Annotated in this window: 24 protein-coding genes; 5 read left to right on the top strand and 19 right to left on the bottom strand. The window is 44.8% G+C overall.

All coding sequences use genetic code 11. The features are described from left to right. Positions 1-147: 147 nt before the first annotated feature. Together ubiA and QME20_RS16825 are read right to left on the bottom strand one after the other, a co-directional pair. Entirely contained in the window at positions 148-1,005 is an 858-nt protein-coding gene (gene ubiA, locus QME20_RS16820; RefSeq protein WP_168463202.1) for a 4-hydroxybenzoate octaprenyltransferase, read from the bottom strand. After that, the gene (locus QME20_RS16825) at positions 1,002-1,571 is read right to left on the bottom strand and encodes a chorismate lyase (RefSeq protein ID WP_014975276.1); all 570 of its coding nucleotides are present in this window, start codon (positions 1,569-1,571) and stop codon (positions 1,002-1,004) included. Before QME20_RS16825 ends, ubiA begins: the two co-directional genes overlap by 4 nt. Before the next feature lie 148 nt (positions 1,572-1,719). Between QME20_RS16825 and QME20_RS16830 the strand changes: the two genes are divergently transcribed. After that, positions 1,720-2,133 (top strand): flagellar basal body-associated protein FliL, encoded by a 414-nt coding sequence (locus QME20_RS16830; RefSeq protein WP_014947769.1) that lies wholly within the window; start codon positions 1,720-1,722, stop codon positions 2,131-2,133. 55 nt (positions 2,134-2,188) lie between these two features. Here QME20_RS16830 and glpG read toward each other — a convergent pair whose 3' ends face one another. From glpG to QME20_RS16865, 7 genes are all read right to left on the bottom strand, one after another. Beyond that, positions 2,189-3,052, bottom strand: a complete 864-nt coding sequence (gene glpG, locus QME20_RS16835; protein ID WP_168463201.1) for a rhomboid family intramembrane serine protease GlpG — start codon at positions 3,050-3,052, stop codon at positions 2,189-2,191. A 140-nt stretch (positions 3,053-3,192) separates the two neighbouring features. Then, positions 3,193-3,504, bottom strand: coding sequence for a thiosulfate sulfurtransferase GlpE (gene glpE / locus QME20_RS16840; RefSeq protein WP_014947767.1), 312 nt, complete (start codon positions 3,502-3,504; stop codon positions 3,193-3,195). Further along, positions 3,504-4,529, bottom strand: coding sequence for an L-threonine 3-dehydrogenase (tdh, locus tag QME20_RS16845; protein ID WP_014947766.1), 1,026 nt, complete (start codon positions 4,527-4,529; stop codon positions 3,504-3,506). The genes glpE and tdh overlap by 1 nt, the downstream gene beginning before the upstream one ends. After that, positions 4,526-5,722: a glycine C-acetyltransferase gene (locus QME20_RS16850; RefSeq protein ID WP_014977894.1), complete on the bottom strand. Its 1,197-nt coding sequence runs from the start codon at positions 5,720-5,722 to the stop codon at positions 4,526-4,528. Before QME20_RS16850 ends, tdh begins: the two co-directional genes overlap by 4 nt. A gap of 163 nt (positions 5,723-5,885) precedes the next feature. Further along, positions 5,886-8,330 (bottom strand): EAL domain-containing protein, encoded by a 2,445-nt coding sequence (locus QME20_RS16855; RefSeq protein WP_281716290.1) that lies wholly within the window; start codon positions 8,328-8,330, stop codon positions 5,886-5,888. Between the two features lie 9 nt (positions 8,331-8,339). Then, the gene (locus QME20_RS16860) at positions 8,340-9,515 is read right to left on the bottom strand and encodes a hypothetical protein (RefSeq protein ID WP_281716291.1); all 1,176 of its coding nucleotides are present in this window, start codon (positions 9,513-9,515) and stop codon (positions 8,340-8,342) included. Further along, entirely contained in the window at positions 9,512-9,985 is a 474-nt protein-coding gene (locus QME20_RS16865; protein ID WP_039226966.1) for a hypothetical protein, read from the bottom strand. The genes QME20_RS16860 and QME20_RS16865 overlap by 4 nt, the downstream gene beginning before the upstream one ends. 479 nt (positions 9,986-10,464) lie before the next feature. Between QME20_RS16865 and QME20_RS16870 the strand changes: the two genes are divergently transcribed. Both QME20_RS16870 and coaD read left to right on the top strand, forming a co-directional pair. Further along, positions 10,465-11,196: a 3-deoxy-D-manno-octulosonic acid kinase gene (locus tag QME20_RS16870; RefSeq protein ID WP_014977890.1), complete on the top strand. Its 732-nt coding sequence runs from the start codon at positions 10,465-10,467 to the stop codon at positions 11,194-11,196. A 98-nt stretch (positions 11,197-11,294) separates the two neighbouring features. Further along, entirely contained in the window at positions 11,295-11,783 is a 489-nt protein-coding gene (gene coaD / locus QME20_RS16875; RefSeq protein WP_131138286.1) for a pantetheine-phosphate adenylyltransferase, read from the top strand. Positions 11,784-11,801: 18 nt separating this feature from the next. On the opposite strand, the gene mutM is transcribed toward coaD, so the two are convergent. From mutM to radC, 9 genes are all read right to left on the bottom strand, one after another. After that, positions 11,802-12,611 (bottom strand): bifunctional DNA-formamidopyrimidine glycosylase/DNA-(apurinic or apyrimidinic site) lyase, encoded by an 810-nt coding sequence (mutM, locus tag QME20_RS16880; RefSeq protein ID WP_014947759.1) that lies wholly within the window; start codon positions 12,609-12,611, stop codon positions 11,802-11,804. Beyond that, positions 12,612-13,076, bottom strand: coding sequence for a hypothetical protein (locus QME20_RS16885; RefSeq protein ID WP_039226967.1), 465 nt, complete (start codon positions 13,074-13,076; stop codon positions 12,612-12,614). A gap of 266 nt (positions 13,077-13,342) precedes the next feature. After that, positions 13,343-13,498, bottom strand: coding sequence for a 50S ribosomal protein L33 (gene rpmG / locus QME20_RS16890; RefSeq protein ID WP_012516577.1), 156 nt, complete (start codon positions 13,496-13,498; stop codon positions 13,343-13,345). A gap of 11 nt (positions 13,499-13,509) precedes the next feature. Beyond that, complete coding sequence (gene rpmB, locus QME20_RS16895) at positions 13,510-13,746, bottom strand: 50S ribosomal protein L28 (RefSeq protein WP_014947757.1); 237 nt, start codon at positions 13,744-13,746, stop codon at positions 13,510-13,512. Between the two features lie 337 nt (positions 13,747-14,083). After that, a complete protein-coding gene (locus QME20_RS16900; protein ID WP_049587529.1) occupies positions 14,084-16,186 on the bottom strand; it encodes a YjbH domain-containing protein in 2,103 nt (700 codons plus the stop codon). Then, positions 16,183-16,932 carry a capsule biosynthesis GfcC family protein gene (locus QME20_RS16905; RefSeq protein ID WP_039236677.1) on the bottom strand — a complete coding sequence of 250 codons (750 nt, stop codon included), beginning with the start codon at positions 16,930-16,932 and terminating at the stop codon, positions 16,183-16,185. Before QME20_RS16905 ends, QME20_RS16900 begins: the two co-directional genes overlap by 4 nt. After that, complete coding sequence (locus QME20_RS16910; RefSeq protein ID WP_014947754.1) at positions 16,932-17,621, bottom strand: YjbF family lipoprotein; 690 nt, start codon at positions 17,619-17,621, stop codon at positions 16,932-16,934. The genes QME20_RS16905 and QME20_RS16910 overlap by 1 nt, the downstream gene beginning before the upstream one ends. A 94-nt stretch (positions 17,622-17,715) precedes the next feature. Continuing rightward, a complete protein-coding gene (locus tag QME20_RS16915) occupies positions 17,716-18,069 on the bottom strand; it encodes a hypothetical protein (RefSeq protein ID WP_014977885.1) in 354 nt (117 codons plus the stop codon). Between the two features lie 92 nt (positions 18,070-18,161). After that, positions 18,162-18,839, bottom strand: coding sequence for a DNA repair protein RadC (gene radC, locus QME20_RS16920; RefSeq protein WP_014947752.1), 678 nt, complete (start codon positions 18,837-18,839; stop codon positions 18,162-18,164). 209 nt (positions 18,840-19,048) lie between these two features. Here radC and coaBC point away from each other — a divergent pair, with 209 nt between their 5' ends. Both coaBC and slmA read left to right on the top strand, forming a co-directional pair. Then, positions 19,049-20,278 (top strand): bifunctional phosphopantothenoylcysteine decarboxylase/phosphopantothenate--cysteine ligase CoaBC, encoded by a 1,230-nt coding sequence (gene coaBC, locus QME20_RS16925; RefSeq protein WP_281716292.1) that lies wholly within the window; start codon positions 19,049-19,051, stop codon positions 20,276-20,278. Between the two features lie 114 nt (positions 20,279-20,392). Beyond that, the gene (slmA, locus tag QME20_RS16930; protein WP_012516568.1) at positions 20,393-20,980 is read left to right on the top strand and encodes a nucleoid occlusion factor SlmA; all 588 of its coding nucleotides are present in this window, start codon (positions 20,393-20,395) and stop codon (positions 20,978-20,980) included. Between the two features lie 257 nt (positions 20,981-21,237). On the opposite strand, the gene QME20_RS16935 is transcribed toward slmA, so the two are convergent. Beyond that, the gene (locus tag QME20_RS16935) at positions 21,238-22,875 is read right to left on the bottom strand and encodes a M28 family metallopeptidase (RefSeq protein WP_049587523.1); all 1,638 of its coding nucleotides are present in this window, start codon (positions 22,873-22,875) and stop codon (positions 21,238-21,240) included. Between the last annotated feature and the right edge of the window lie 113 nt (positions 22,876-22,988).

The raw sequence follows: 22,988 nt of genomic DNA on the forward strand, positions 1-22,988 counted from the left end.
CCCCCGAACAGTTAAGAAGAGACCACAGCGATACAGCAGAAAGAAAAATGCCGCTCACCTTAAGTGAACGGCATTAGCCTTTATGGCGCTTTTTTTGTGGCTGAATACCATAGACAATGGTTTGTATTGGGCTAGTTACTTTTACTGTTACACCAAATAAAAATGCAGTGCCGTTCCTAGCGTGATGGCTAAACCAATATAGTGATTTTCAATAAACGCGGTGAAGCAGCCTTCACGCTGGCGGCGTTTAATAAGCTGATACTGGCGCACGCATAGCAGAGCCGAAAACAGCACGGCTAAGTAGTAAGGCCAAGTTGCGTTAATAGCACAGCCTATACACCACAAAATGGCAAGGGCAGCGGCCTGTAGCAGCATGACTATGAGCACGTCGTTTTTGTCGAACAATATGGCCGTAGACTTGATGCCTATTTGTAGGTCGTCATCGCGGTCTACCATGGCGTACATGGTGTCGTAAGCTACCGTCCATAATAAGTTAGCAATAAACAACCACCAGCCGTAAGCTGGAACTGTTTCTATCACAGCCATAAATGCCATAGGAATGGCCCAACCGAACGCGGCACCCAATACCACCTGCGGTAAATTGGTGTAACGCTTCATGAAGGGGTAGCTTGCTGCCAAGAGTAAGGCTACCACTGACAACGCAATGGTTTGCCAGTTAAGGAATAACACTAAGACAAATGCTAAAGCGATAAGCGCTGCAAAAAGTTGTAGTGCTTGTTTGGCCGATACTTCTCCGGTTGCAAGAGGACGCTGGGCAGTGCGCTTTACGCTACCGTCTACTTTTCTGTCTGCATAATCGTTAATCACACATCCGGCTGAACGCATGACAACTACGCCAGCCACAAAAATGAGCGTAATGCCTAAAGGCGGTAAACCTTGTGCAGCCATAAGAAGCGCCCACAGCGTAGGCCACAGCAGCAAGTAAATACCTACAGGTTTATCAAGGCGCATAAGTCGCGCATAGGCGTTCCAATTGTGCTTCATAATTGCTTTTCGCTTTCCTTTTCGTTTTTAGCAGAGCGGCTATAGGCCGGTGAGGACGGAAGAAATACCTCTGCTACTATCATGCTGTAGTTGCCTAACGTAAACAACGAGCGCCGGCCCCACAAGGTTTGATTGCTGTTAATACCAAATTGCGAAGCTGGCACTGTACACAGTTGAAACTCTGAGCGTGTAAAGCGCTTATCGTTAAACAAACGTTTTCCTAAAGGCTCTCGACCAAGATCTGAAAGCTCGCTGTCAACAAAGGCTTGAGGGATGATAGAACGTGCAAACACCCACGGCTTATGATCGCCACATAGGAGAATTTCTCGCGCTTGATAATGGGTTTCACCGTTGTCGAGTAACAACGACAGTTCATTGTCGTGAGGAATCTGCTCGTGCTGGCCAATAAGCTCTAGAGAAAAGTGGTTGCTTAAAGACTGTACTCGCTCGGTTAACGACCCAGTGTCTAACAGCCAGTTTTTTAGCTGTGCATTTGGAATTGTGATGCCAGAAGGTGCTTGCCAGTCAACCGCCAAACCCACTGGAAAAGTGGCATTAAAACTCACACGAAAAGCCCGAATAATGAATCTGTTAGTATGATAACACGTCATGTTCAATTATTTTCATTCGGTTAAACTTTTGCAGTAGTGTGTTTAATCAGAGTTTTGCTACACTACCAAGTGAATTTATTACTTTGGTGTTTCGGACTTCACTATGCTTAAGTCTTTAGTTTTACGCGTATTTGCGGTTAGTTTTTTCGTTCTTGGTTGTAACACAGCAGTGGCGCAAGACAAGGCCAACTATGCTTATTTGGGCTTAGAGCCAGAGATTGTTACCAACTACATTAGCGATAGCGCACAAAAGCTAGGCTATGTACGCGTGTCAGTTGAATTGATGATCCACGATGTTAATCAGCTTGAAATTGCTGAACACCATATGCCGTTACTTCGCTCTACTGCCATTGAAATATTCGGCCAGCAACCGGCAGAGAAGGTTAAGTCACTAACTGGTCGTGAAGACATTCGCCGCGCTATTCTTAAAGCGTTGCAAGAGCACATGAAGCAAGAGACAGGCGGCGAAGTGGTGAAGAACGTTATCTTCACCAAATACTTATACCAAGGCGGTTAAAAGTAGATAACGGGCTAAAAGGCTAACGTACGCCTTTTAGCTACATAAAACGCCACTAGCGTTTACCCGACCCAAGACTTAAGGCCCCGGCGAGCAAACATCCAGAAATAAGCCCGGCTGTATGTGCAGCATTCGCCATGTTTACCCACAAAATATCGGCATAACCTAGTACCAACCACACCAACATAAAGCCTACAATTGAATTTGGCAGCGACAAGCCCCAACTTGGTCGCAACCAGCCTAGCCACCACACAAAGCCCATTACGGCATACACCACACCAGACAAGCCGCCAAACAAGAACAGGTTGCCTTGCACAGGGTCACTAAACAGCGCTTGTGCGGCGTTCGAAATAGTGGCCGACACTAAGAACACAATAAGCAGCATGCTCATGCCAAGGGTGCGTTCAATTTTAGCTCCCAACATGCCCCACCACAGTAGGTTAAATATAATGTGCAGCGCCGAAAAATGAATGAACGCAGGGCCTAGTAATCGCCACCATTCGTGATTTTGCGACAAAATGGAAAATGGCTGCATCAATAAATGCTGTGCGATAGGGGCAAACAGTCCAAACAACGACAGTAAATAAACCGCAACACACAGAATAAATACCACCGAGGTAAAAGGCGCTTTCACGGCATCGGCAATGATATTACCCACGGAAAAGCCATTACCCGAAGGCGCCAGCCGTACGTTCTTGCCATTATCCCATGCTGCTTGCTGGTACTTCGGATCGGTAGGGTTTGCCAAAAAGCCATCTGCAATAACTTTTGCGCGGTCGAGATGGTCGTGATTATCTAATACCACCACGAACTCTTTATCGTGCTGTACTACAGCGGCCTGAATGTGCTGACTGGTTAAATAATTGGCGAGAAGATGTGCAGGACTTTGCTGATTGAACGCAATTAAAGGATGAGCCATAAGCTAGTTGTTACCCCGAAGCAGAAGAATATGAATGCGATATGACATATACCAAGGGCGCGGTATATAACCTCTTTATACTGAAATACTGCAGTAGCTGCAAAAAATAAAGGTGCACATTGTGCACCTTTATCAAATCGCTATGCCGTGACTACCGGATTTGCCAGTCGCCATGCTTCGAAGCCACCGTCCATACTATAAACGGTTTCAAAGCCTTGCTGTGCAATCACTTGGGCCGCCTGCTGGCTGCTTACGCCGTGGTAGCACACTACAACCACTGGGATATCTTTGGGCGTTTGGTCGATAAACGCTGCAAAGTTGTCGTTGTTCAGCTGCGCTGCGTTAGGCATGTGTCCATTAGCAAACGATTGAGGATCGCGAATATCCACAATGGTTACGTCACCTTGAAAGTTTGCAACGTCGTTTACGCTAATGTGTGAGAATGTTGTCATTATTGCCAGTCCAGAATAACTTTACCTGAGTGTCCAGACCCCATGGTATCAAACCCTTTCTGAAAGTCATCAATAGAAAAGGTGTGTGTGATGATAGGCGATAGATCTAAGCCGCTCTGCAGCAAGCTCGCCATTTTGTACCATGTCTCGAACATTTCACGGCCGTAGATACCTTTTATCACCAAGCCTTTGAAAATAACCTGGTTCCAATCGATGGCAACATCTTGTGGAGGTATTCCCAGCATGGCAATTTTGCCGCCATGGTTCATCTTGTTCAGCATGTCTCTGAAAGCCACCGGCACACCAGACATTTCCAGACCCACATCGAAGCCTTCTGTCATACCAAGTTCGTTCATTACGTCTTTCAAGTCTTCCTTGCTTACGTCAACGGCACGGGTTGCACCCATTTTTTTAGCAAGCTCAAGACGGTAAGGATTAATGTCGGTAACCACGACATGACGAGCACCTACATGCTTTGCAACTGCAGCAGCCATAATACCTATTGGGCCGGCACCTGTTATTAGCACGTCTTCACCCACCAAGTCGAAACTTAGTGCAGTGTGAACAGCGTTGCCAAACGGGTCAAAGATAGACGCAAGGTCGTCGCTAATGTTGTCTGGAATTTTAAACGCGTTAAATGCAGGAATAACCAAGTATTCAGCAAAAGCGCCCGGGCGGTTTACGCCTACGCCTTCAGTGTTGCGACACAAATGTACACGGCCTGCACGACAGTTACGGCAATGGCCACAGGTAATATGGCCTTCGCCCGAAACACGGTCGCCAACCTTAAACCCTTTCACTTCTTGGCCCATACCAACGACTTCACCCACATACTCGTGGCCTACAACCATAGGTACCGGAATGGTTTTCTGTGACCATTCGTCCCAGTTGTAAATGTGCATGTCGGTGCCGCAAATAGCGGTTTTGCGAATTTTAATCAGTAGGTCATTGTGTCCTACTTCAGGCTCTGGCGTGTCTTGTAGCCAAATGCCTTTTTCTGCTTTCGCTTTAACTAGCGACTTCATGAAATTACTCCCAATTCACGGCCAACTTCAATAAATGCATCTACCGCTTTATCAACATGTTCAAGGCTATGACCTGCTGACATTTGCGTACGAATGCGAGCCTGACCTTTCGGCACAACAGGGTAAGAGAAACCGATAACATAAATGCCTTTCTCAAGCATCTTGTCTGCCATTTCGCTAGCTAAACGGGCATCGCCTAGCATAACAGGAATAATAGCGTGATCTTTACCAGCTAATGTGAAGCCCGCCTCTTCCATACGCGTACGGAAATGATTGGCGTTGCGCCATAGATTAGCGCGAAGCTCGTCACCTTCTTTCATCATTTCAAACACTTTAAGCGATGCTGAAACGATAGGTGGCGCAACCGAGTTTGAGAAAAGATAAGGACGCGAGCGTTGACGTAACCACTCTACGACTTCTTTTTTGCCCGAGGTGTAACCGCCAGACGCGCCGCCTAGTGCTTTACCTAGAGTACCGGTAATGATGTCTACACGACCCATCACGCCACAATACTCATGGCTGCCTTTGCCGTTTTCGCCAAGGAAGCCCGTTGCGTGACAATCGTCTACCATTACCATGGCGTCATACTTATCAGCCAGGTCGCAAATAGAGGCTAAGTCGGCAATCACGCCGTCCATTGAAAACACACCGTCAGTGGCAATAATTTTGAAACGTGCGCCATCGGCATCAGCTTGCTTTAACTGCTCTTCTAATGCTGCCATATCGTTATTGGCGTAGCGATAACGCTTAGCTTTACATAGGCGCACACCGTCAATGATACTGGCGTGGTTTAACGCATCAGAAATAATGGCATCTTCAGGCCCTAATAGCGTTTCAAATAAACCGCCATTCGCGTCGAAGCACGATGGGTACAAAATGGTGTCTTCTGTACCGAGGAAGTCGCTGATAGAGGCTTCGAGCTGCTTGTGAATGTCTTGTGTACCGCAAATGAATCGTACAGATGCTACACCAAAACCATGGCTATCCAGGCCTTTCTTTGCTGCTTCAATCAAGCTTTCATTGTTTGCAAGACCAAGGTAGTTGTTGGCACAAAAGTTAATAACGTGCTCGCCGTTAGCAACACCAATATCCGCTTGTTGTTGCGACGTGATAACACGCTCTTTTTTGTACAAACCATCTTCTTTCGTGGCTTCAATTTGCGATTGCAAATGAGAAATAAATGCCGCAGACATGCCATTCTCCGAGTGTAGGTATATTAAAACCGTTAGTTTAATGAAAGCGCGGTAAAGGGTACACACCCTTGCGCTGTATTTAATGGGTTTGTCGACTAAGTTTGTAAATTATTCAGCACACTACATTGATGAAGCGTGCCCCTTTTGAAACGGTAAAGTCGCCCTAGGCGGATTCTTTCCAAAAACCAAACTCTACTTTGTCGCTTAACACGTCCCAAATGTTAACCTCAGGAATAGGTCTGCTGATAAGGTAGCCTTGACCCAGGTTGCAGTCGAAATGACACAGCAACTCGTACTGTTCACTGGTTTCAATTCCTTCTGCCACCACTTGCATTCCCATGTTGCGCACCATAGAAATCGTAGAGTGAACAATATTTCTATCATCAGCACTGCTGGCGATATTTGCCACAAACGAGCGGTCAATTTTGATGTAGTCGGCGGGTAACGATTTAAGATAACTCAACGACGAATAGCCCGTGCCGAAATCGTCGATAGCCAGCATGCACCCCATGTCGCGAATATTTTGCATGATGGTGGTTGCACGCTTGATATCTGATACCAATACCGTTTCGGTTAACTCTAAGCAAACTTGGTCGGGCGCTATGTCATTTTTGATAATTTGCTGCTGCAAGAATTCAGGCAAACTCGGGTCTAAGAACTGACCCGCTGACAAATTAATCGCCATCTTCACGTCGGAGTAGCCGCTATTTTTAAGCTCTCTGATTAAATAAGTTGAGCGCGTAATTACCCAGTAATCAAGCTCAAGCATGAATGACGTGTTTTCAAGAAGCGGTATGAAATCGGCTGGGGAAATATTACCCTTTTTAGGGTGTTGCCAACGCAATAGCGCTTCAAAGCCCACCAGCCTTCCCGTGTGCATCTCAATTTGGGGCTGAAGCGCTAAGCTAAACTGGTTGTCTCTTAGGGCTTCACGCGCCTCTGACTCCAGCTCAACCTTCTGCATTACTTTAAGGTTCATGGTGGCGTCATACACGCGATACTCCGCCCCTTTTTTGGCTTTGGCTTCGTACATCGCAATATCAGCATGACGCAGCAGTTCTACTGGCGTGGCGCGAGAGTGGTTGGTAATAGCAATACCGATACTGATAGAAACGTAAAAGGTTACGCCATCTACAATGATTGGCTCTTTAAACTCTTCTATCAGCTTTTTGGCTACCGTATCTACGTGCTTTTTGCTTTCGATATTTGAAAGTAAAATAACAAACTCATCACCGCCAAATCGAGATGCAATATCAGACTCTCTAATCGGCTTAGAAATACGCATAGCAGCAGCTTTTAAGAGTTTATCGCCGACGTCATGACCGTGACTGTCGTTAACCTTTTTAAAGTCATCAAGGTCCATGAACATCAGTGCCACTAACCTATCGTCGCGAATTGAACCAGCTAGCTGCTTTTCTATTTGAAACGTCAGCATATTACGGTTGGGAAGTCCGGTTAACACATCGAACATCGCCATTTTTTCAAGCTTCGCTGTGTTAATAGCCATTTGTCCGTCAAAACTTTCTAGCTGGCGCGCCAGATTATTTGCCGCGTCTTCAACTACGTCCAATTCATCTGTGAATTTGAAAATAGGCGACTTCCTTCGTTTAGCTGCAATGGTGTAAAACTCGCTAAACTTGTGTTCGGCCAGCATAGGCAAACGTTCGCTTACATCTAACAAGCGTATTCTGTATTGATTTAGGAAAAGGTAAAGCAGCGAAGAGAAGATAAAAAATAGCGCAACAGCGCTAGAAATAACGATGTACTGGTATTGTTCGTTTTGACGCACCATGGCCGACACGTCTTGCACAATAAGCAAGTAAGGATGATCACCTGATGCGTGATTAAAAGGCAATAAACTAACCAGCAACTGCTGATTTTCCAGCGCAACGTTCATGCCTCTAATAACTAAATCGTCAATTCGCCAATTATCGGGTAACGCATCAAATAGAGATTGTAAGTACTGTCGATTAGCCGCAGACACTTGGCTTGCCACCCTTAATTCTGACAGCTCAGATGAGGTTTCTTTGTGCTGGACGACAGCAACTTTGTGCACATCGGTAGCGCGACTAAACAGGTATAGCAGTTCTCTCATCGACGTGGACACAACGATGACAGGCAAGGTTTCACCGTTTGCCATAATTGGAATTGAAATGTAGTGCGTGCATACCGAGTCACAGGACAATAGTGAGCGGCTTTCAAACGACGCCCGAGTGGTATTCACTAACTTTTCAATGGTTTTATTTACTGGCTGTAGCGGGTTGCCAACAACACCGTGTTCGTCAAACAAGTACAGCGATTCAACTTGAAAGTTAAGGGTCAGGTATTCACTAAGACCGCTAAGCGTTTGTTGTAGCGATTCAAGGCTATCTGCGTTGCCTCCACTCTTATGGCTGATGATATCAATAAGCGTGATCATTCTGCCGTGCAGAATGTCTTCAAAAAGCTGAACCCGTCGTTGATTACTGACTTGGTTTTCCCGTTGCTGGAGCAGAATTCGGGCGTCAGACTCCTGAATAAGAACCGTTGATATAACCACAGTTACCGTTAATACCATAGCCAACAAAATTGTGATGGTTTTAGTGGTGAAAGATACCTGAACCTTCATCTAATGCCCTTAAAACCAATACATCAATTGCACTGACCACATTTCCCAATGTTTATCGGCATGAGACGCTACATCTAAGTTCAGTAAGCTCACTACCCTTGTCGCACCTTCAACCCAATGATACTCACTTTGAAGTCGCCACTTCGGTGCAATATCCCAACGCAAGCCTAGGGTATATGTATCTTGGTAGCCAAAGTAGGCGGGGATCACGCCGTCTGTCATAGCCTCTAACTGCTTTCCATCTCGATCTGATTTGTCGTTAATGTATGTGTCGTAGCCAATAAGACCACTTATATTTTTATTAAACAAATACCTAAACTGAACAAAACCGCCCTCGCTCGTGCGTTTAAAGGCGAAACCTGGGAAGAATAGCCCTTTGCCATCCTGGACTTCCCTAACTAGCTCAGCCGACACTTCCCAGTTTTCTGCAAAATATTGCGCAGACAGCATAATACGCTCTATGTCTGCATTACCTGCAACACGGTTGTCATCCTGAGAAGGTGTGTAGCTGAAATCAGAACTCAACCAGCTGGCACCTAATTTCCATGTCATGGTAGCCGGTTGCCAGAATACGCTGGCTTGATGAACAAAGTCTTGCTTAATGTCGCCTTTTGCTTCGTCGCCGAGTAAAAAATCTCGCTGGGAGTCGTTAATATTAGAGCGACCGTAACTCCAGTTTAATTCCCAGATGTTCTGAGTACCATAGTGTGACAAACTGGTTTGGATACCGTTGCTTCCCAAAGCAACGTCGCGAAACCCGTCAAAATACACAGACTGGGGAAGGACAGACGTGTAACGTGTTTGTGGCACATCTCTGGTCACTGAATGCAGCCAGTGGCGGTTTTTGAAGCGCCCAAGGTGGACTTGCCCTTGCCACTTACCGGGCAAGTCAGGCAATTTCCAGTCAATAAACAAATAATCTAAACGAGCGCCCTGCTCAAAACGATTCCCGCCGTCTAAATAATTAATTTGCCCTGCAACAGAGATATTTTCCGCTATTCGATAGTAACCATTTAGCCCAACTTCGGTGAGCTCACTTGTTATTGCGTTATCGTCAGTTATAAAGTTACTTCCATTTGACTGAGTAACACCTTGAGAGACATAACCGTGCCACGAAAAATCTCCTTGTGAAGCAAGGACAGGCATGCTTATCATTCCAAACGCGAGAGCGATGTATTTATTCATTCTGTTCCTACCTCTACGCGTCTTAATTTAACAATTTCGGTATGTTCAACATAGCCGATAGCGCCTGTGGTACTTTCTAACGCCTCGATCAACGCTTGGTAAGACGTGACCCTAACGGGTGTAACGCCCTGCCCAGAATAGGTGATTTGATCCCATAAGCGAGATAATTGATAAGGGAACATCTGAAGTACTTCACGACAAAACTGCTTGTGGAGCTCATCGTTATCTTGCAATACAAATACCGTGATTTTAGTGCCATCGCTCCAATATTGACGATGGCCGGTAAATATCTGGCGAAGCTCAGAGCGGTTTAGCTCTGAAACCATGACACTCTCATTAACCATGACGTTTAGTTCTGCTGCGTGTGCGGCAGGCACGCCTGAAAACAGTGCAATATTCAGTAATAGCACCAGTCTAAATTGAGTATAAGCAAGAACAGTGGATAGCCATCGCAAAGCGGGCTTTTTCATTCAGTAACGACTCCCTGTTATTTCAAAGGAACACTTCGCAACGCTAAGTGTAGATAATAGTTGATAGTTTTACCTTACAATTAAGTAAATTAAGCGACAATTAGCTTGTGATGGTGCCCTGGTCTATCAACAGTATTTTTTCCTATTGTTCGTATCTATTGGCATGCGCTAGGTGAAGCCTATTTGCTCGAGTATTACCTATTCGCGCCAAATAAATGCTTATTTTTCAGATAGAACTCTCCGGGCCGCCGCAATTTAACATGCTCATTCCAAAATGATGAATATGGTCAACGATACTCGCGTATGAGCATAACGACTTAGGTTTTTATACTTAAGACGTTGAATTAGATTCATTATTTCAACAAATAATCTTAGTACGTAAAAACTATGAGCGCGTAAACAGACTTTTTTACCTCTGAAACGCGGTCGTTGCTGAAAAACCAAAATAAATCATTAGAATAAAGAATTTACCATAAGTTGTGGGCGACATGGCGACAATACGACGAGACATAGGTGCTGGGCACCACTTTATTTTCGACGACACTTTAGTCAGTCATCCCAACGCGGAGATGTTTACCCCCGACTTTTGGCAGCTTCAAGACAAAATAACAGGTCAAGCCAAGGGACGTGGTACAACCATTTTCATTGAGCATGAGGGTCAGCGCTGGGTTTTACGCCATTTCAAACGTGGTGGCTTGGTGGGCAAAGTACTGAGCGACCAATATCTGTTTATTGGTGTTGAGCGTTCTCGCCCGTTTGAAGAGTTCAGGCTGCTCGAATATATGCGAGCACAAGGTCTTCTTGTGCCTGTTCCTGTTGCGGCGCGTATACACCGCCGAGGCCTGATTTACCGCGGCGATTTAATTACTTTAAGTATTCCAAATAGCAAAGATTTACACCACGCACTGTGCGATAAACCACTGGATAAAGATGAGTGGTATGAGGTTGGCCGAGCGCTGGCAGCTATGCACAATTGTCAGGTGTACCATCATGATGCCAACGTTCGAAACATCATGATTGATAGCGATAAGCAAATATGGCTTATCGATTTCGATCGCTGCGAGCAGCGTCAAGGTAACAGCTGGAAACAGGGTAATTTAGACCGGCTGCTGCGCTCTTTACATAAAGAGAAAGCAAAGAACCCTGTCTTTCACTGGCAAGAGAGCGACTGGTCAGCGTGTATGAATGGTTACCGCGAGGCAGTGAAGTAATAAAAGCACATGTGGTAAGCGGATTGGTATACGCTAATAATGTGTTACATTAGCCACGTTGAACACATAAACCCTCTACAACGAAAAGATTCGACTTTATGCACACTAGAGCACTTTACCCTGGTACTTTCGACCCGATCACTAACGGTCATGCCGACCTTATTGAACGCGCATCTCAGTTATTTTCTCATGTGATTGTAGCGATTGCTTCTAACCCAAGTAAAAAGCCACTGTTTACGTTAGAAGAGCGCGTAGAAATGATAAAAAAAGTCACTGCTGACTTACCAAATGTCGAGGTAGTGGGGTTTACTGGTTTATTGGCTGATTTTGCTGACGAACAAAATGCCACAATTCTCATTCGTGGTTTACGCGCAGTTTCTGATTTCGAATACGAGTTTCAACTCGCAAATATGAATCGCCGTTTAAATCCCAAACTAGAAAGTGTCTTTCTTACTCCTGCAGAGGAGAATTCATTTATCTCGTCCACCCTAGTAAAAGAAGTCGCTCTTCACCGCGGTGCAGTGAGTGGCTTTTGCCACCCAGTAGTTGAGAAAGCTTTAAAAGACCGGCTGAGCAAGAAAGGTTAAGCACCAATAGTAAGTGTATTAGCGTTGGCAGTGAGTACAGAAAAAGGTATTTCGCTGCCCAATAACCTTACTTTCAATGGCTTTGCCACACACTTCACAAGGCTCGCCTTTTCTCCCATACACATTCAAGTGCTGTGCAAAATACCCAGGCTTACCGTCGGTTTGCGCAAAGTCTTTTAATGTTGTGCCGCCTTGTTCAATGGCTTTGGCCAATACTTGCTTAATGGTTGCAGTTAACGACTGATAGCGAGCAGCGCTGATGTTGCCTGCGGCTCTTCGCGGGTCTATACCAGCTAAAAAGAGTGCTTCGTTCGCGTAGATGTTTCCTACACCTACCACAATGGCGTTATCCATAATGAAGTTTTTAACGGGGCCTTTTCGATTGCGCGATAGTTTAAATAAGCGCTTATCGTCAAAGTCGTCTGTAAGCGGCTCTGGACCCAAGTTATCAAGCATGGCTATTTGCATATCAGGGGCCTGAAATAACACTGCACCAAAGCGTCTTGGGTCGTTAAAACGTAAGCACTTACCTGTGTTTAAAACAATGTCTACATGGTCATGCTTAATAATTGGTGTCGACGCATCGATAACGCGTAACTTACCCGACATACCTAAATGTAAAATTAACGTGCCTTTGGCTGTTTCAATAAGTAGATATTTAGCGCGGCGTTTTACAGCAATAACGCTCTGCCCTTCAACGTTCGCTACCTCTTGTGGAATGGGCCAGCGCATTCTTCGCTCACGCACCACCACCTGCGTAATGGTATTGCCAATAAGATGTGGAGAAACGCCCAAACGGCTTACTTCAACTTCTGGTAGTTCAGGCATTTACAGTATCCAAGGTAAAAGATTATCAAGTTCGGTGTTGGTTAATGTGTACCAATTATTTTCAAATTTGATCACAACGGGTGATGTATTCGGATAGATGGCGTAAACATTGCCGTTATTATTGCCTGCGAGCCATACTACGACGATATAAGGCTGTACGTTGGTAATCGCTTCGGGTACGTCCGTGGCCGGCTCAAGCCTTGCCCGCTGCCAATGTGAAAACTGAACATCCGGCTTGATGGCGAGGACTGTATTTTGGCCTGACTGGCGCCACTGCTGTCCAACTCGCTCTAAGCTATGGCCATCGTGCTCTATTTTTAACACATAAGCGTCTTCAGGTAGCAGGCTGCGAGATTGAACAACGTCCTTCTTAGGTACAAGACTGTCTAAGTTGAACAGTGCAATCATGATAAGCATGGCAATAATGACCACGTTATTCATTGCTCGCTGAGAAATTCTAGCCACCTGACTTTCCGTTAAATATGAGTCCTGAAATTAGGAATATAGTAATACCTAGCCAATATATAAGCTAATTCAATTCAAAGAAAACCTAGGACCTGCTGGAAAAAAGTAAGTGGGAGAAAGCAGTGATCGCAAGACAAACTCAAGGGATCGTGGACAGTCGAATATGGGATCTGGTGGGATCGTGACGTGATGAAGTAGAAATATCTTCTTCAAAAAGCAAAAAACCCAGCAAGGGCTGGGTTTTCGTGGAGACAAAAGCAAGCTAATTACTTGATTTTGGCCTCTTTGAACATAACGTGCTTACGCACAACGGGATCATACTTTTTGATCTCCATTTTGCCAGGCATGTTACGCTTGTTTTTATCAGTAGTGTAGAAGAAACCTGTACCTGCTGAAGAAACTAGTTTAATTTTATCACGCATTGTCGGCTTCCTTAGATTTTCTCACCACGGGTACGGATGTCAGTTAGTACTGAATCAATACCTTTCTTGTCGATGATACGCATGCCTTTTGCAGACAAACGTAGTTTTACAAAACGGTTTTCGCTCTCAACCCAAAAACGGTGTGTTTGAAGGTTTGGCAAAAAGCGACGACGAGTCGCATTTCTTGCGTGTGAACGGTTATTACCAACCGTTGGACGCTTACCTGTTACTTGGCATACTCTTGACATTGTATTTGTCTCCAGAACAACGATAACTGTCGCGTCAGTTAATCCCAAGCGCTCAAACAGTGGTTGGGTCAAATGACGTATTACTATAAATTAGAGGGCGCATTTTATACAGCAAAGGCAGGATCATTTCAATAAGAAAGTACAAAAAGGTTACTTTTTGGCTTTTTTTTGCTCGAAAAACTACCAGCTCTCATTTTTCACGGCCCGTATTGTACTTTTCCCTAAGCGGTTAGGCTATGAATAAATACGCAATCTACGCTTTAATTTTATATTCGCATTGCAGCATCTAAGACATCCGCACGAGAATAAACGCCACGCGAACGCGGCGTATTTCTATTTAATCAAAAAATGGTGACCTTATTTCAGTCATGTCAATCAAACGAGTGGGTCGACGCAGCATTTGACCGCCATCACGAGAAATCGGCACCCATGGGAATAATCCGCGACCTTTAGTAGGTTCTAACAAGAACAGATCTGTAGGTATGGAAATGTAGAAGCCTTTGGTGAAGCTTCCCTCGCCGTATTCTTCTGACGATACATCAGTGAATGCCGCATAAGCACCAACAATGATACCGCTATCGAAACGCTTCGCATAATCGATATTCACGCCTTTATCTTTGGCTAAGAATTGTCCAGCACTTACGGTAATTTGCGTGTCGTCTAAGAATTCTGGCTGCCAATAGACACTGGCGTGTCCAGTGACCGCTGTGTAGTCTTCCAGACCTGTTTGACTGTAAGGATCGCGCTGTTTTACGTAAGCGATATCAAGTCCGTAAGCTAGATTACTATCAACGGGACGATACAGTATTTCACCGCCTACACCAGCAAACATGGTTTCTAGATAACCCGCGTACGCTTGAGCATAGAGGTCTTCTGCAATGGTGTCTTTGTAATGTAAGAATGTTGTATCTAGCCATACATCGTTTGCTGACACATATTCACGAACTCGAGTACGCACGCGAGGTAGCGACACTTCTTCGTTGTCTACCAAGTAGTTAAACTTGTCGAAGTTATCTAGAAGCGTAACCCTGGCGCTGCTCATGATTGCGAAGTTTTCGTTAAAGGCATAACCGCCGTTTAGCAATAATCCGGTTTGATACAGATAGAAATCTTCTGGGTTACCGAATGATTGGGTAAAGAAGAAATCTGCGCTGTAGTAGAAGCCAGATGTATTGGCAGGATCATAGGCGTCGAGCACTTCTTTTGAAGGTGATGTTCTGACATAGGTTTCAGTGATATCTGCGTCAACAGATTCGTAACGCGCTGCAGCAATAAAGGCCTCGGCATCCACCTGCGTGTCTACTAAAGGAAGACCTGCGCGATTGTCTACTACATGATAGGTTTTTACGGAATCTGGAAGCTCTGAGGCCGCCACGCGACCAATTCGCTCAATGGCTTCATCCTGGTCACGATAGGCAACCTGTGTACCGTAAAACGTAGCGCTGTCCTCTTTAATTTCAGCATCAGACAGTACAAAGCCCCCCGACCGGTAAAGGTCATTGTAAAGACGGGATTTATCAACATCTTTCACGTCTTGTGGCACCTTTCTACCCATCAGGTTCTTAGGTGGTTCATCGAACTTTATTTGCGAAGCCGTATTCATATTAAAGCGATAAGTAACGCCGAAACCAACGGTATTACCTCGTTGATAGTTCAACGTGAAATCGAAGTCTTTATAACGATACACTGCACCAACATTCCAACGAGAATCTTGCTCTAGCTGTCCAGCTCTGTCACGAGAATAATCATTCCCTTCGAACTCAAGCTTTAGCGTTAGCGGCTCCCATGGTGTCTGGTATTCCACACCACCGAAAAATGCGGTTGTTCCTTTGAAAAACTGGTCGTAGTCTACCTTACCACCGCGGCCAGAGAAGCCCCCTGGGCGTTCACAGAAGCTGTCTTTAAGCTCGCAAAACGGGTTGCTGATGTCATCGGCTGTACCAAGGTATCCCCAGCCTAAGCCAAGGTGAAAGTCGAATGGACCGATAGATTTACTGGCGTTGACGTATTCACTTTCAAAAAAGCCTGTTCCACCAAAGTCTCTGAAGCCGATACTGATATCTGGCAAATAGTAGCTTTCTTTCCATAATCTGAATTTAACGTCTAAGCCTTTATCTTTCAGCGTTTGATCACCACTGAATGATTCAACTTGACTGTAAAGTCTTGTGCGCACGTCAGTATAACGGGCAGTTGCTTCCATCCAATCATAAAGCTGAATGTTAACAGACCAGAAGCGATATTCGCCGTTGTCGGTATAGTTAATGGCCATTCCACCTTCGTCTCGCATACGAGCCGTTGGTGTTTGAATAAGACCATTTCCGCCCTGCACCATCTGCGAAGGAGTAACGCGAACTTGAGTATCAGCAAAAGCGGTAGAAGAAAGCGCGCTGCCAATTACAAGCGCGAGTGTTTTTTTCTTAGAAAGTAGTGGCGCACTCATTGAGGTAAAACCCTATGTACTGCTAAAGCGGCTACGCGCTCATTTAATTGCTTAAGTTTATTGCTAAAGAGTTCTGATGAGATAGGAACATAGACTTGGCTGCCCGGCATAAGCTGCCCAAAATCTAAATTCCAATAAGCAATACCCTTTTCTTCAATATTTCCCATTGGATCAATTACGTAGACATGACTTCTGTCGGCATCAACCGCTTTTTTCACCGTGTGAACAGCCGTATAAACCGACGTATCGCTTTGATGCTTGTACGCACCAGGCTTTACAACAGCGCCAGAGAAATGCACAACGTCAGGTCTTCCATTTAGTCGAATCCAGTATTTACCTGGCTGAAACATAGGGTTGTCTTCAAAAAACAACCTTGCTCGATTGTAGGAAATTGGCATGTCTATGCGTGTAGACACCGTCCATGAGCTTACCTGATCATAGAGATTTTGAAGGGCTTTATGTGTTTCAGAATCGGCATCAAATTGATTGAGCAGTCCGCTAATTTGAGATAGCGCTATCTCTTTCTCTTCTTCAGCTTTAGGATTAGCTAAATCAAAGGCTGAAGCTGAAGGCCAGTACCAATCACCATTATCAGCGACAATGGACAGTACGCTTGATAGTCGTATTGGCCTGTCGAACTGATAGGTTTGCTTGTTTATCATGACACTAACAAGGTTATCATTTGCATATAACTTGGTAGCTGCAGTAAGGCCTAGGGCAATAAAAAGCGTATAGATATACTTCATTATTGCGTTGCTCCTTGTGTCTTCATCTCACGTACTACTCGGCTTAAATAAACCATATCGTAAACGTCTCCTTCAGGGCTGAACTGCTGCTTTGAGGCCAGAAGTTCCTTCGAGTATTTGTGCAAGAAATACGTGTTTTCCCACGACAACCCTACGTCGATAAATGGCGTGTATTCAGAAAATTCTACGGTTTCGATAACCTTAATTACCGGAACAGAAAAACCTAAATATTCGCGAGTTTCTTCCCCTTCTATTCGCCAAGAAGAGTCAACCGGCACACCGTAACCGATGGAAGCAATATCAACTTTGCGTTTCCAATTGAATGGCAGAACATTGTTGGTGGCAAGCGGGTTGTGCTGAAGATTTCCCGTGTAGTATAGGTCGTGATCCAAACCTTCAGTTTTAACGATAATACCGTGGTGCATGGTGAAGATGACTTTATCACCAGATACCCACCGGTACTTTTCACCATCGATATACGCAAGGGCAAGCGAGGCTGCATCTCTTCCGCCCGCTTTAATTTGCATAAGATCAGCTTTACTAGCAGCAATCTCTTCAACGGTATAACTAACTGTTCTATCTTTTAGCGCGAGCTTCAGCGTGTTGTAATACGCTAGTGACGTGGTGGAACATCCGGAAAGAAAAAGGCAAACAACACCCGAAAGGGCAAATAAAGTGTGTAGTTTCATTAAAATGCGCCGACAAAAACTAAAAACAAATGAACTTTGCTATAAAAATAAAAAAAGCCGCTAAAAAAAGCGGCTTTTTCGAATACTCTTAAATTTACTGTACGGTCGGTGCGTAAGTAAATGTAACAGGTACGGTGATGGTTTTTGTTACAGAACCAGAGGTAGTTACAGTAACAGTTTCGGTTGTACCTACGCACACACCATCAACGATTTGGTCGTCACCTTCACAAGTAGGTTGACCTGGAGTAGTGCCGCCATTTCCTGGTGCATCAGCAGAGTTGTTGTTTACAACACCCGCAACGATACCCGCAACAACAACACCAGACGCGATCACACCGCCGCTTACGCCGCCGATGCCAGTAGTACCACTACCACCTTCACCGTCTTGTGCGTTAACGCCTGCAACCATAGTTGCAGCTGCAAATAATGCAATGATTGACTTCTTCATAACAGTCCTTTAATAAAATAACCCACTAAATCCTATGCTAAATCATTTTCAACCATTTGACTAGATTATAATCGACAAATGACTTAGATTTCTTATCTTAACAAGCCTCGCTGTGCGAATGAAACAGTTTCTTTATCACCAACCACAAAATGATCTAAAACTGGCACATCGATCGACGCCATTGCGCTTTTGATCTCTGCGGTTAATCTTATATCCGCATGACTAGGCTCAGCAACGCCTGAAGGATGATTATGAACCAAAATGATCGCGGCTGCATTATCGATCATTACTTGTTTGATCAATTCTCTTGGATAGACCGCTGCACTGTTTATCGTACCGTTAAACATAGTACGAAAAGCAATAAGCTGATGTTGGCTATCAAGCATTAAAAGCGCGAACTTCTCACGTTCACAGTCTCTTAGCTTTGCCTGTAGATAACGTTTAGTATCATCTACATTATTAAAAACGTCCTGACGCTTCAGCTTTATTTCCAAATTGCGTTTAAATATTTCAAAGCCCGCCTGAAACTGCGCATACTTGCACGGTCCAACTCCCGTTATTTTGGCAAACCGTTCTTTCGTTGCTGTTACCACACCCCGTAAGCAGCCTAGCTCGTTGAGAAGTTCATGTGCCACAGACACAGCGCTTTTTCCTTTCACACCTTTTCCCAGCAAGACAGCGATGAGTTCAGCATCACTTAAGCTTTCAGCCCCATGCTGCAATAGTTTTTCTCTTGGCCTTTCATTCTTTGGCCATACTTTTATCGACATTCATCTAGCCCGACTATTCTATAAAAGGTTGTTTATAGATGAATGGTGACAAAGAAACGACTGTATAAAAGGCGGGTTTATCATTGACTTTTGACACCTGTAGGCACTGCTTATCTGCCACAGTTGAAACAAGACCTACTTTCGTTCAGCTATCCGATTTTTTGTCACCATGGTAGGCTAACGCTAATTTCGAGATTTTGTGTTCTTCTATGTCTATTGCTAACAAAAATATTTTGCTAGGTGTTACTGGCGGGATTGCCGCTTATAAAGCACCTGATCTTGTGCGCAAGCTTACTGCGTTAGGCGCAAACGTGCGTGTGGTTCTAACAGACTCTGCCGCAGAATTCGTTAGTTCATTATCACTTCAGGCTGTGTCAGGAAATCCAGTGCATCGTCAGCTGCTTGATCCTGCTGCTGAAGCCGCAATGGGGCATATTGAATTGGCAAAGTGGGCTGATATCTTACTTGTTGCCCCCGCAACCGCAAACACCATTGCTAAGCTTGCTCACGGTATGGCAGATGACTTGCTGACTACACTGTACCTTGCAACAACAGCGAAACTCTTTATTGCTCCTGCCATGAATCAACAAATGTGGAAAGCGGTAGCAACAAAGCGCAACATCGATATTTTAAAAGAGCACGGCGTAACCTTTATTGGCCCGGCAAGTGGTGAACAAGCCTGTGGCGATGTGGGTTCAGGTCGAATGGTTGAGCCTGTTGATATTGCCAATGTAATAAATGACGCAGAGAGAGACGCTTTATCCCTTTCTTCGTCGCTAAAGGCGTTATCGGGAAAGAATATTACGATAACAGCGGGACCAACCAGAGAGCCTTTGGACCCTGTACGATATATTTCAAATCACAGCTCAGGAAAGATGGGGTTTGCCATCGCTCAGGCAGCAGCACTCGCGGGGGCAAATGTAACCTTAGTGGCAGGTCCTGTGTCGCTTGAAACGCCCGAACGCTGTGACCGTATTAATGTCACTACCGCAGAGGAAATGCTTAATACTTGTCAAACGCTTAAAGCCTCCACAGATATATTTATTAGTACGGCTGCTGTAGCAGATTACAAGGCCGTGAGCGTTGCCGACAATAAAATTAAGAAAACCGGTGATGAGTTAACACTTACTTTTGTTAAAAACCCTGATATTCTAGCGAACATATCCACCAGCCAAGACAGACCATTTTGTGTGGGCTTTGCGGCCGAAAGCCAAAATGTAGAAGATTATGCGCGCTCGAAGCTAGCCAAAAAGAAGCTAGACATGATTGCGGCTAACGATATTACTGCCGAGGGTCTGGGGTTTAACAGTGATAAAAATGCACTGCACGTAATATGGCAAGATGGTGATAAACGATTACCTGCAACCAGTAAAAGCGAGTTAGCGGGTCAATTACTTGCACTTATTGCAGAGCGCTACACTTTAAACAATAAAAACTAACAGATGCTTATTAAGTGTCGATAATAAAAACGATAAATATAAACGCTTTGGTGTAAGCCAACTTAACATGGAGCCCGAGTTGCTATAACTCGGTAGCGGAGGAAATACTTTCGTATGCCTGCTGTCAAAAAAACAAATCGCAGAGCTCAAATTCTGCAAGCACTTGCTGGAATGTTAGAAACCAGCCCAGGTCAACGTATCACTACTGCTAAATTAGCGGAAAAAGTGGGAGTGTCTGAAGCGGCACTTTACCGTCACTTTCCAAGTAAAGCGCGAATGTTTGAAGGGCTTATCGAGTTTATTGAAGAAACACTTTTCACGCGCATCAATAAGATTGTGAATGAAGAGAAAGACTCGCTTACGCGTTGTCAGCTTATTCTTCATCTTATTTTGGGCTTTGCTGAGAAGAACCCGGGTATTACTCGAATATTAAATGGTGATGCGTTAATGGGTGAACAAGACCGGTTGCGCGCGCGCATAGCAAAGCTTTTCGAGCGTTTAGAAACGCAGCTTAAACAAGTGCTAAGAGAGCGCAAGCTACGGGAAGGTAAAACCCTTTCTGCAGATGAAGCGATTATCGCCAACATGATGATTTGCTACACCGATGGCCGTATTAATGGCTTTATCCGCAGTGGATTTACGCGTAAGCCAACCGAGCAGTTCAATGAACAATGGGCTGCTTTCAAGCAAATGTTTGTTTAGAACCCAACTAAGTTACGACTAAGGGTTACGACTAAGGCGCTTTCAAGCGCCTTTTTTCTTGCTTGTTCCCATCCTATATTGCATTGACACCTTTCAAAATTAATGTGAAAAGTGTGATGAAATCAAATAGCTGCCGAGCTCAGCCCTCAGCGTTCCAACATGCACATAATTCATTATTTCAGTCACTGTCCGTAAGCTACAGGCACAAAAAAAGCAGCATAAAAATGCTGCTTTTTAATGTTTAAATAAATATGGACTTACTTGCTAAACGTGTTTCCAAAGAAATCGCCGTCGTTCCACTTAGGCTTGTTCTTTTGGTTTGCTAGTGTCCAACCAATTTGCGCGTTAACCTTGGTGAAAGTCTCTGCCGCATTCCAGTTGAATGGCTGGTTAATGTCGTCGCTAGGCTTATGGTAGTGCGTAGATAAGAACTGACCAAACACCTTGCTGCCATCTACGTTAGGATCTTTAGACTTCAGACCCGGCACCATAAACACTGAAGGCACACCTTGCTTTACAAACGCATAGTGATCTGAGCGAGTGAATAACGCTTGCTCAGGCCATGGGTCAGGGCTTAGTTCAATGTTGGCATTCGCCGCCGCTTTTTCCACTGACTCTTGCAAATCACTGTGGTTCGCGCCAAACGCAATAACGTCTGCAAACTCGTAAGTCAAAATTGGCATATCTAGATTTACGTTCGCCACCATTGAAGTAACCGGTACAGTTGGATTACGAGCAAAATAGTCTGCACCTAGCAGGCCCTTCTCTTCACCCGTTACCGATACGAACAGAATTGAGCGCTTTGGCTTTTCTTCCATTTCGCTAAACAGGCGTGCAGTTTCTAACATCACTGACGTACCAGACGCATTGTCCATGGCGCCATTGTTAATGTTGTCTTTCTTTACGGTCTTGGCAAAACCAATATGGTCAGAGTGAGCAGAGAAAACCACATACTCGTTTTTAAGCTCTGGGTCAGAACCTTCAAGTACACCCACAACATTTGGGCTAGTGATGGTGTCGTGTACGCTCGTCTTACTGATATCAACCACACCGTTTAACGCAAAGCCTTGCGGTACTTTGTCGGCTTCAAGCTGTGCATAAACGTCATCAAGGCTCTTTTCTGCGCCTTCAAATAACTTACGCGCAGCGCCTTCACTCATGTAAGCGCCACCTTTAAGCTGAGAAAAGCTGTTTGCAGGCTGACCACTGTCGTCTAACCATGCCATACGCGGCGTATGGATGTAGTTCAAACGGCTTTGATAAGGGCGTACCTTTTCATTTTTAGGCGTTGTGATAGTGATCATGCCAATAGCGCCATTGTCTACCGCATACTTTTGCTTTTGATAGCCAGACGCAAAGTGAGCGCCCTCTTCTGATGGAAAGTCGCTTGGCTTACCAGCAAGCGCTACAACAACCTTACCTTTTACATCTAAGTCTTTGTAATCGTTGTGAGATAGCTCATCAGCCACAATGCCGTAGCCCACAAAGACCATTTCACCTTTTACATTAGCTTCAGTGCTAAGCAAACTTGGGCTAGCTAAATACTCTTTCGGATAGTCAAACTCGACGGTTTCGCCGTTTTGCGTGAAAGTAAACTTGGGAGACTCTTGAACCAGATTCGCTTTGCGAAACGCTACGTTTTGCATGTAGCCGTCTGTACCCGCTGGCTTCAAACCATATTTAGCAAATTCGGTCGCAATATATAGCGCCGCAATTTCATGGCCACGAGAGCCCGTGTCACGACCTTCAAGCAAATCATCTGCTAGGAAAAACAGGTGCGATTTGATTCGCTGTGTATCAGGGTTAAAAGCATTGTCTGTCGATGCGTGGTTATGGGCAGTAGCAGCAAAGGTCATTGCTGTCATTGCACTACCTATAAGGAGTTTTTTTATCATTCTAATTTCACCATATAACTAAGTGTGCATCATGGTAACGCAGTTGATAGGCGGAATACCATTAAACTACTAACGTTTACCATGTGTTTCCTACCGTTGCTCGCATTTTATGA

The sequence above is a fragment of the Alteromonas sp. CyTr2 genome (assembly GCF_947311905.1).
GTDB classification, from domain to species: Bacteria; Pseudomonadota; Gammaproteobacteria; order Enterobacterales; family Alteromonadaceae; genus Alteromonas; species Alteromonas macleodii.

Bases quoted from the DNA above. Each gene is read 5' to 3' on its own strand.
- QME20_RS16860 (WP_281716291.1), bottom strand. From the start codon at position 9,515: ATGAATAAATACATCGCTCTCGCGTTTGGAATGATAAGCATGCCTGTC.
- coaBC (WP_281716292.1), top strand. From the start codon at position 19,049: ATGTCTATTGCTAACAAAAATATTTTGCTAGGTGTTACTGGCGGGATT.
- glpG (WP_168463201.1), bottom strand. From the start codon at position 3,052: ATGGCTCATCCTTTAATTGCGTTCAATCAGCAAAGTCCTGCACATCTT.
- QME20_RS16865 (WP_039226966.1), bottom strand. From the start codon at position 9,985: ATGAAAAAGCCCGCTTTGCGATGGCTATCCACTGTTCTTGCTTATACT.
- QME20_RS16855 (WP_281716290.1), bottom strand. From the start codon at position 8,330: ATGAAGGTTCAGGTATCTTTCACCACTAAAACCATCACAATTTTGTTG.
- ubiA (WP_168463202.1), bottom strand. From the start codon at position 1,005: ATGAAGCACAATTGGAACGCCTATGCGCGACTTATGCGCCTTGATAAA.
- mutM (WP_014947759.1), bottom strand. From the start codon at position 12,611: ATGCCTGAACTACCAGAAGTTGAAGTAAGCCGTTTGGGCGTTTCTCCA.
- QME20_RS16915 (WP_014977885.1), bottom strand. From the start codon at position 18,069: ATGAAGAAGTCAATCATTGCATTATTTGCAGCTGCAACTATGGTTGCA.
- QME20_RS16935 (WP_049587523.1), bottom strand. From the start codon at position 22,875: ATGATAAAAAAACTCCTTATAGGTAGTGCAATGACAGCAATGACCTTT.
- tdh (WP_014947766.1), bottom strand. From the start codon at position 4,529: ATGAAGTCGCTAGTTAAAGCGAAAGCAGAAAAAGGCATTTGGCTACAA.
- rpmB (WP_014947757.1), bottom strand. From the start codon at position 13,746: ATGTCAAGAGTATGCCAAGTAACAGGTAAGCGTCCAACGGTTGGTAAT.
- QME20_RS16830 (WP_014947769.1), top strand. From the start codon at position 1,720: ATGCTTAAGTCTTTAGTTTTACGCGTATTTGCGGTTAGTTTTTTCGTT.
- glpE (WP_014947767.1), bottom strand. From the start codon at position 3,504: ATGACAACATTCTCACACATTAGCGTAAACGACGTTGCAAACTTTCAA.
- QME20_RS16910 (WP_014947754.1), bottom strand. From the start codon at position 17,621: ATGAAACTACACACTTTATTTGCCCTTTCGGGTGTTGTTTGCCTTTTT.
- QME20_RS16900 (WP_049587529.1), bottom strand. From the start codon at position 16,186: ATGAGTGCGCCACTACTTTCTAAGAAAAAAACACTCGCGCTTGTAATT.
- QME20_RS16905 (WP_039236677.1), bottom strand. From the start codon at position 16,932: ATGAAGTATATCTATACGCTTTTTATTGCCCTAGGCCTTACTGCAGCT.
- radC (WP_014947752.1), bottom strand. From the start codon at position 18,839: ATGTCGATAAAAGTATGGCCAAAGAATGAAAGGCCAAGAGAAAAACTA.
- slmA (WP_012516568.1), top strand. From the start codon at position 20,393: ATGCCTGCTGTCAAAAAAACAAATCGCAGAGCTCAAATTCTGCAAGCA.
- rpmG (WP_012516577.1), bottom strand. From the start codon at position 13,498: ATGCGTGATAAAATTAAACTAGTTTCTTCAGCAGGTACAGGTTTCTTC.
- QME20_RS16850 (WP_014977894.1), bottom strand. From the start codon at position 5,722: ATGTCTGCGGCATTTATTTCTCATTTGCAATCGCAAATTGAAGCCACG.
- coaD (WP_131138286.1), top strand. From the start codon at position 11,295: ATGCACACTAGAGCACTTTACCCTGGTACTTTCGACCCGATCACTAAC.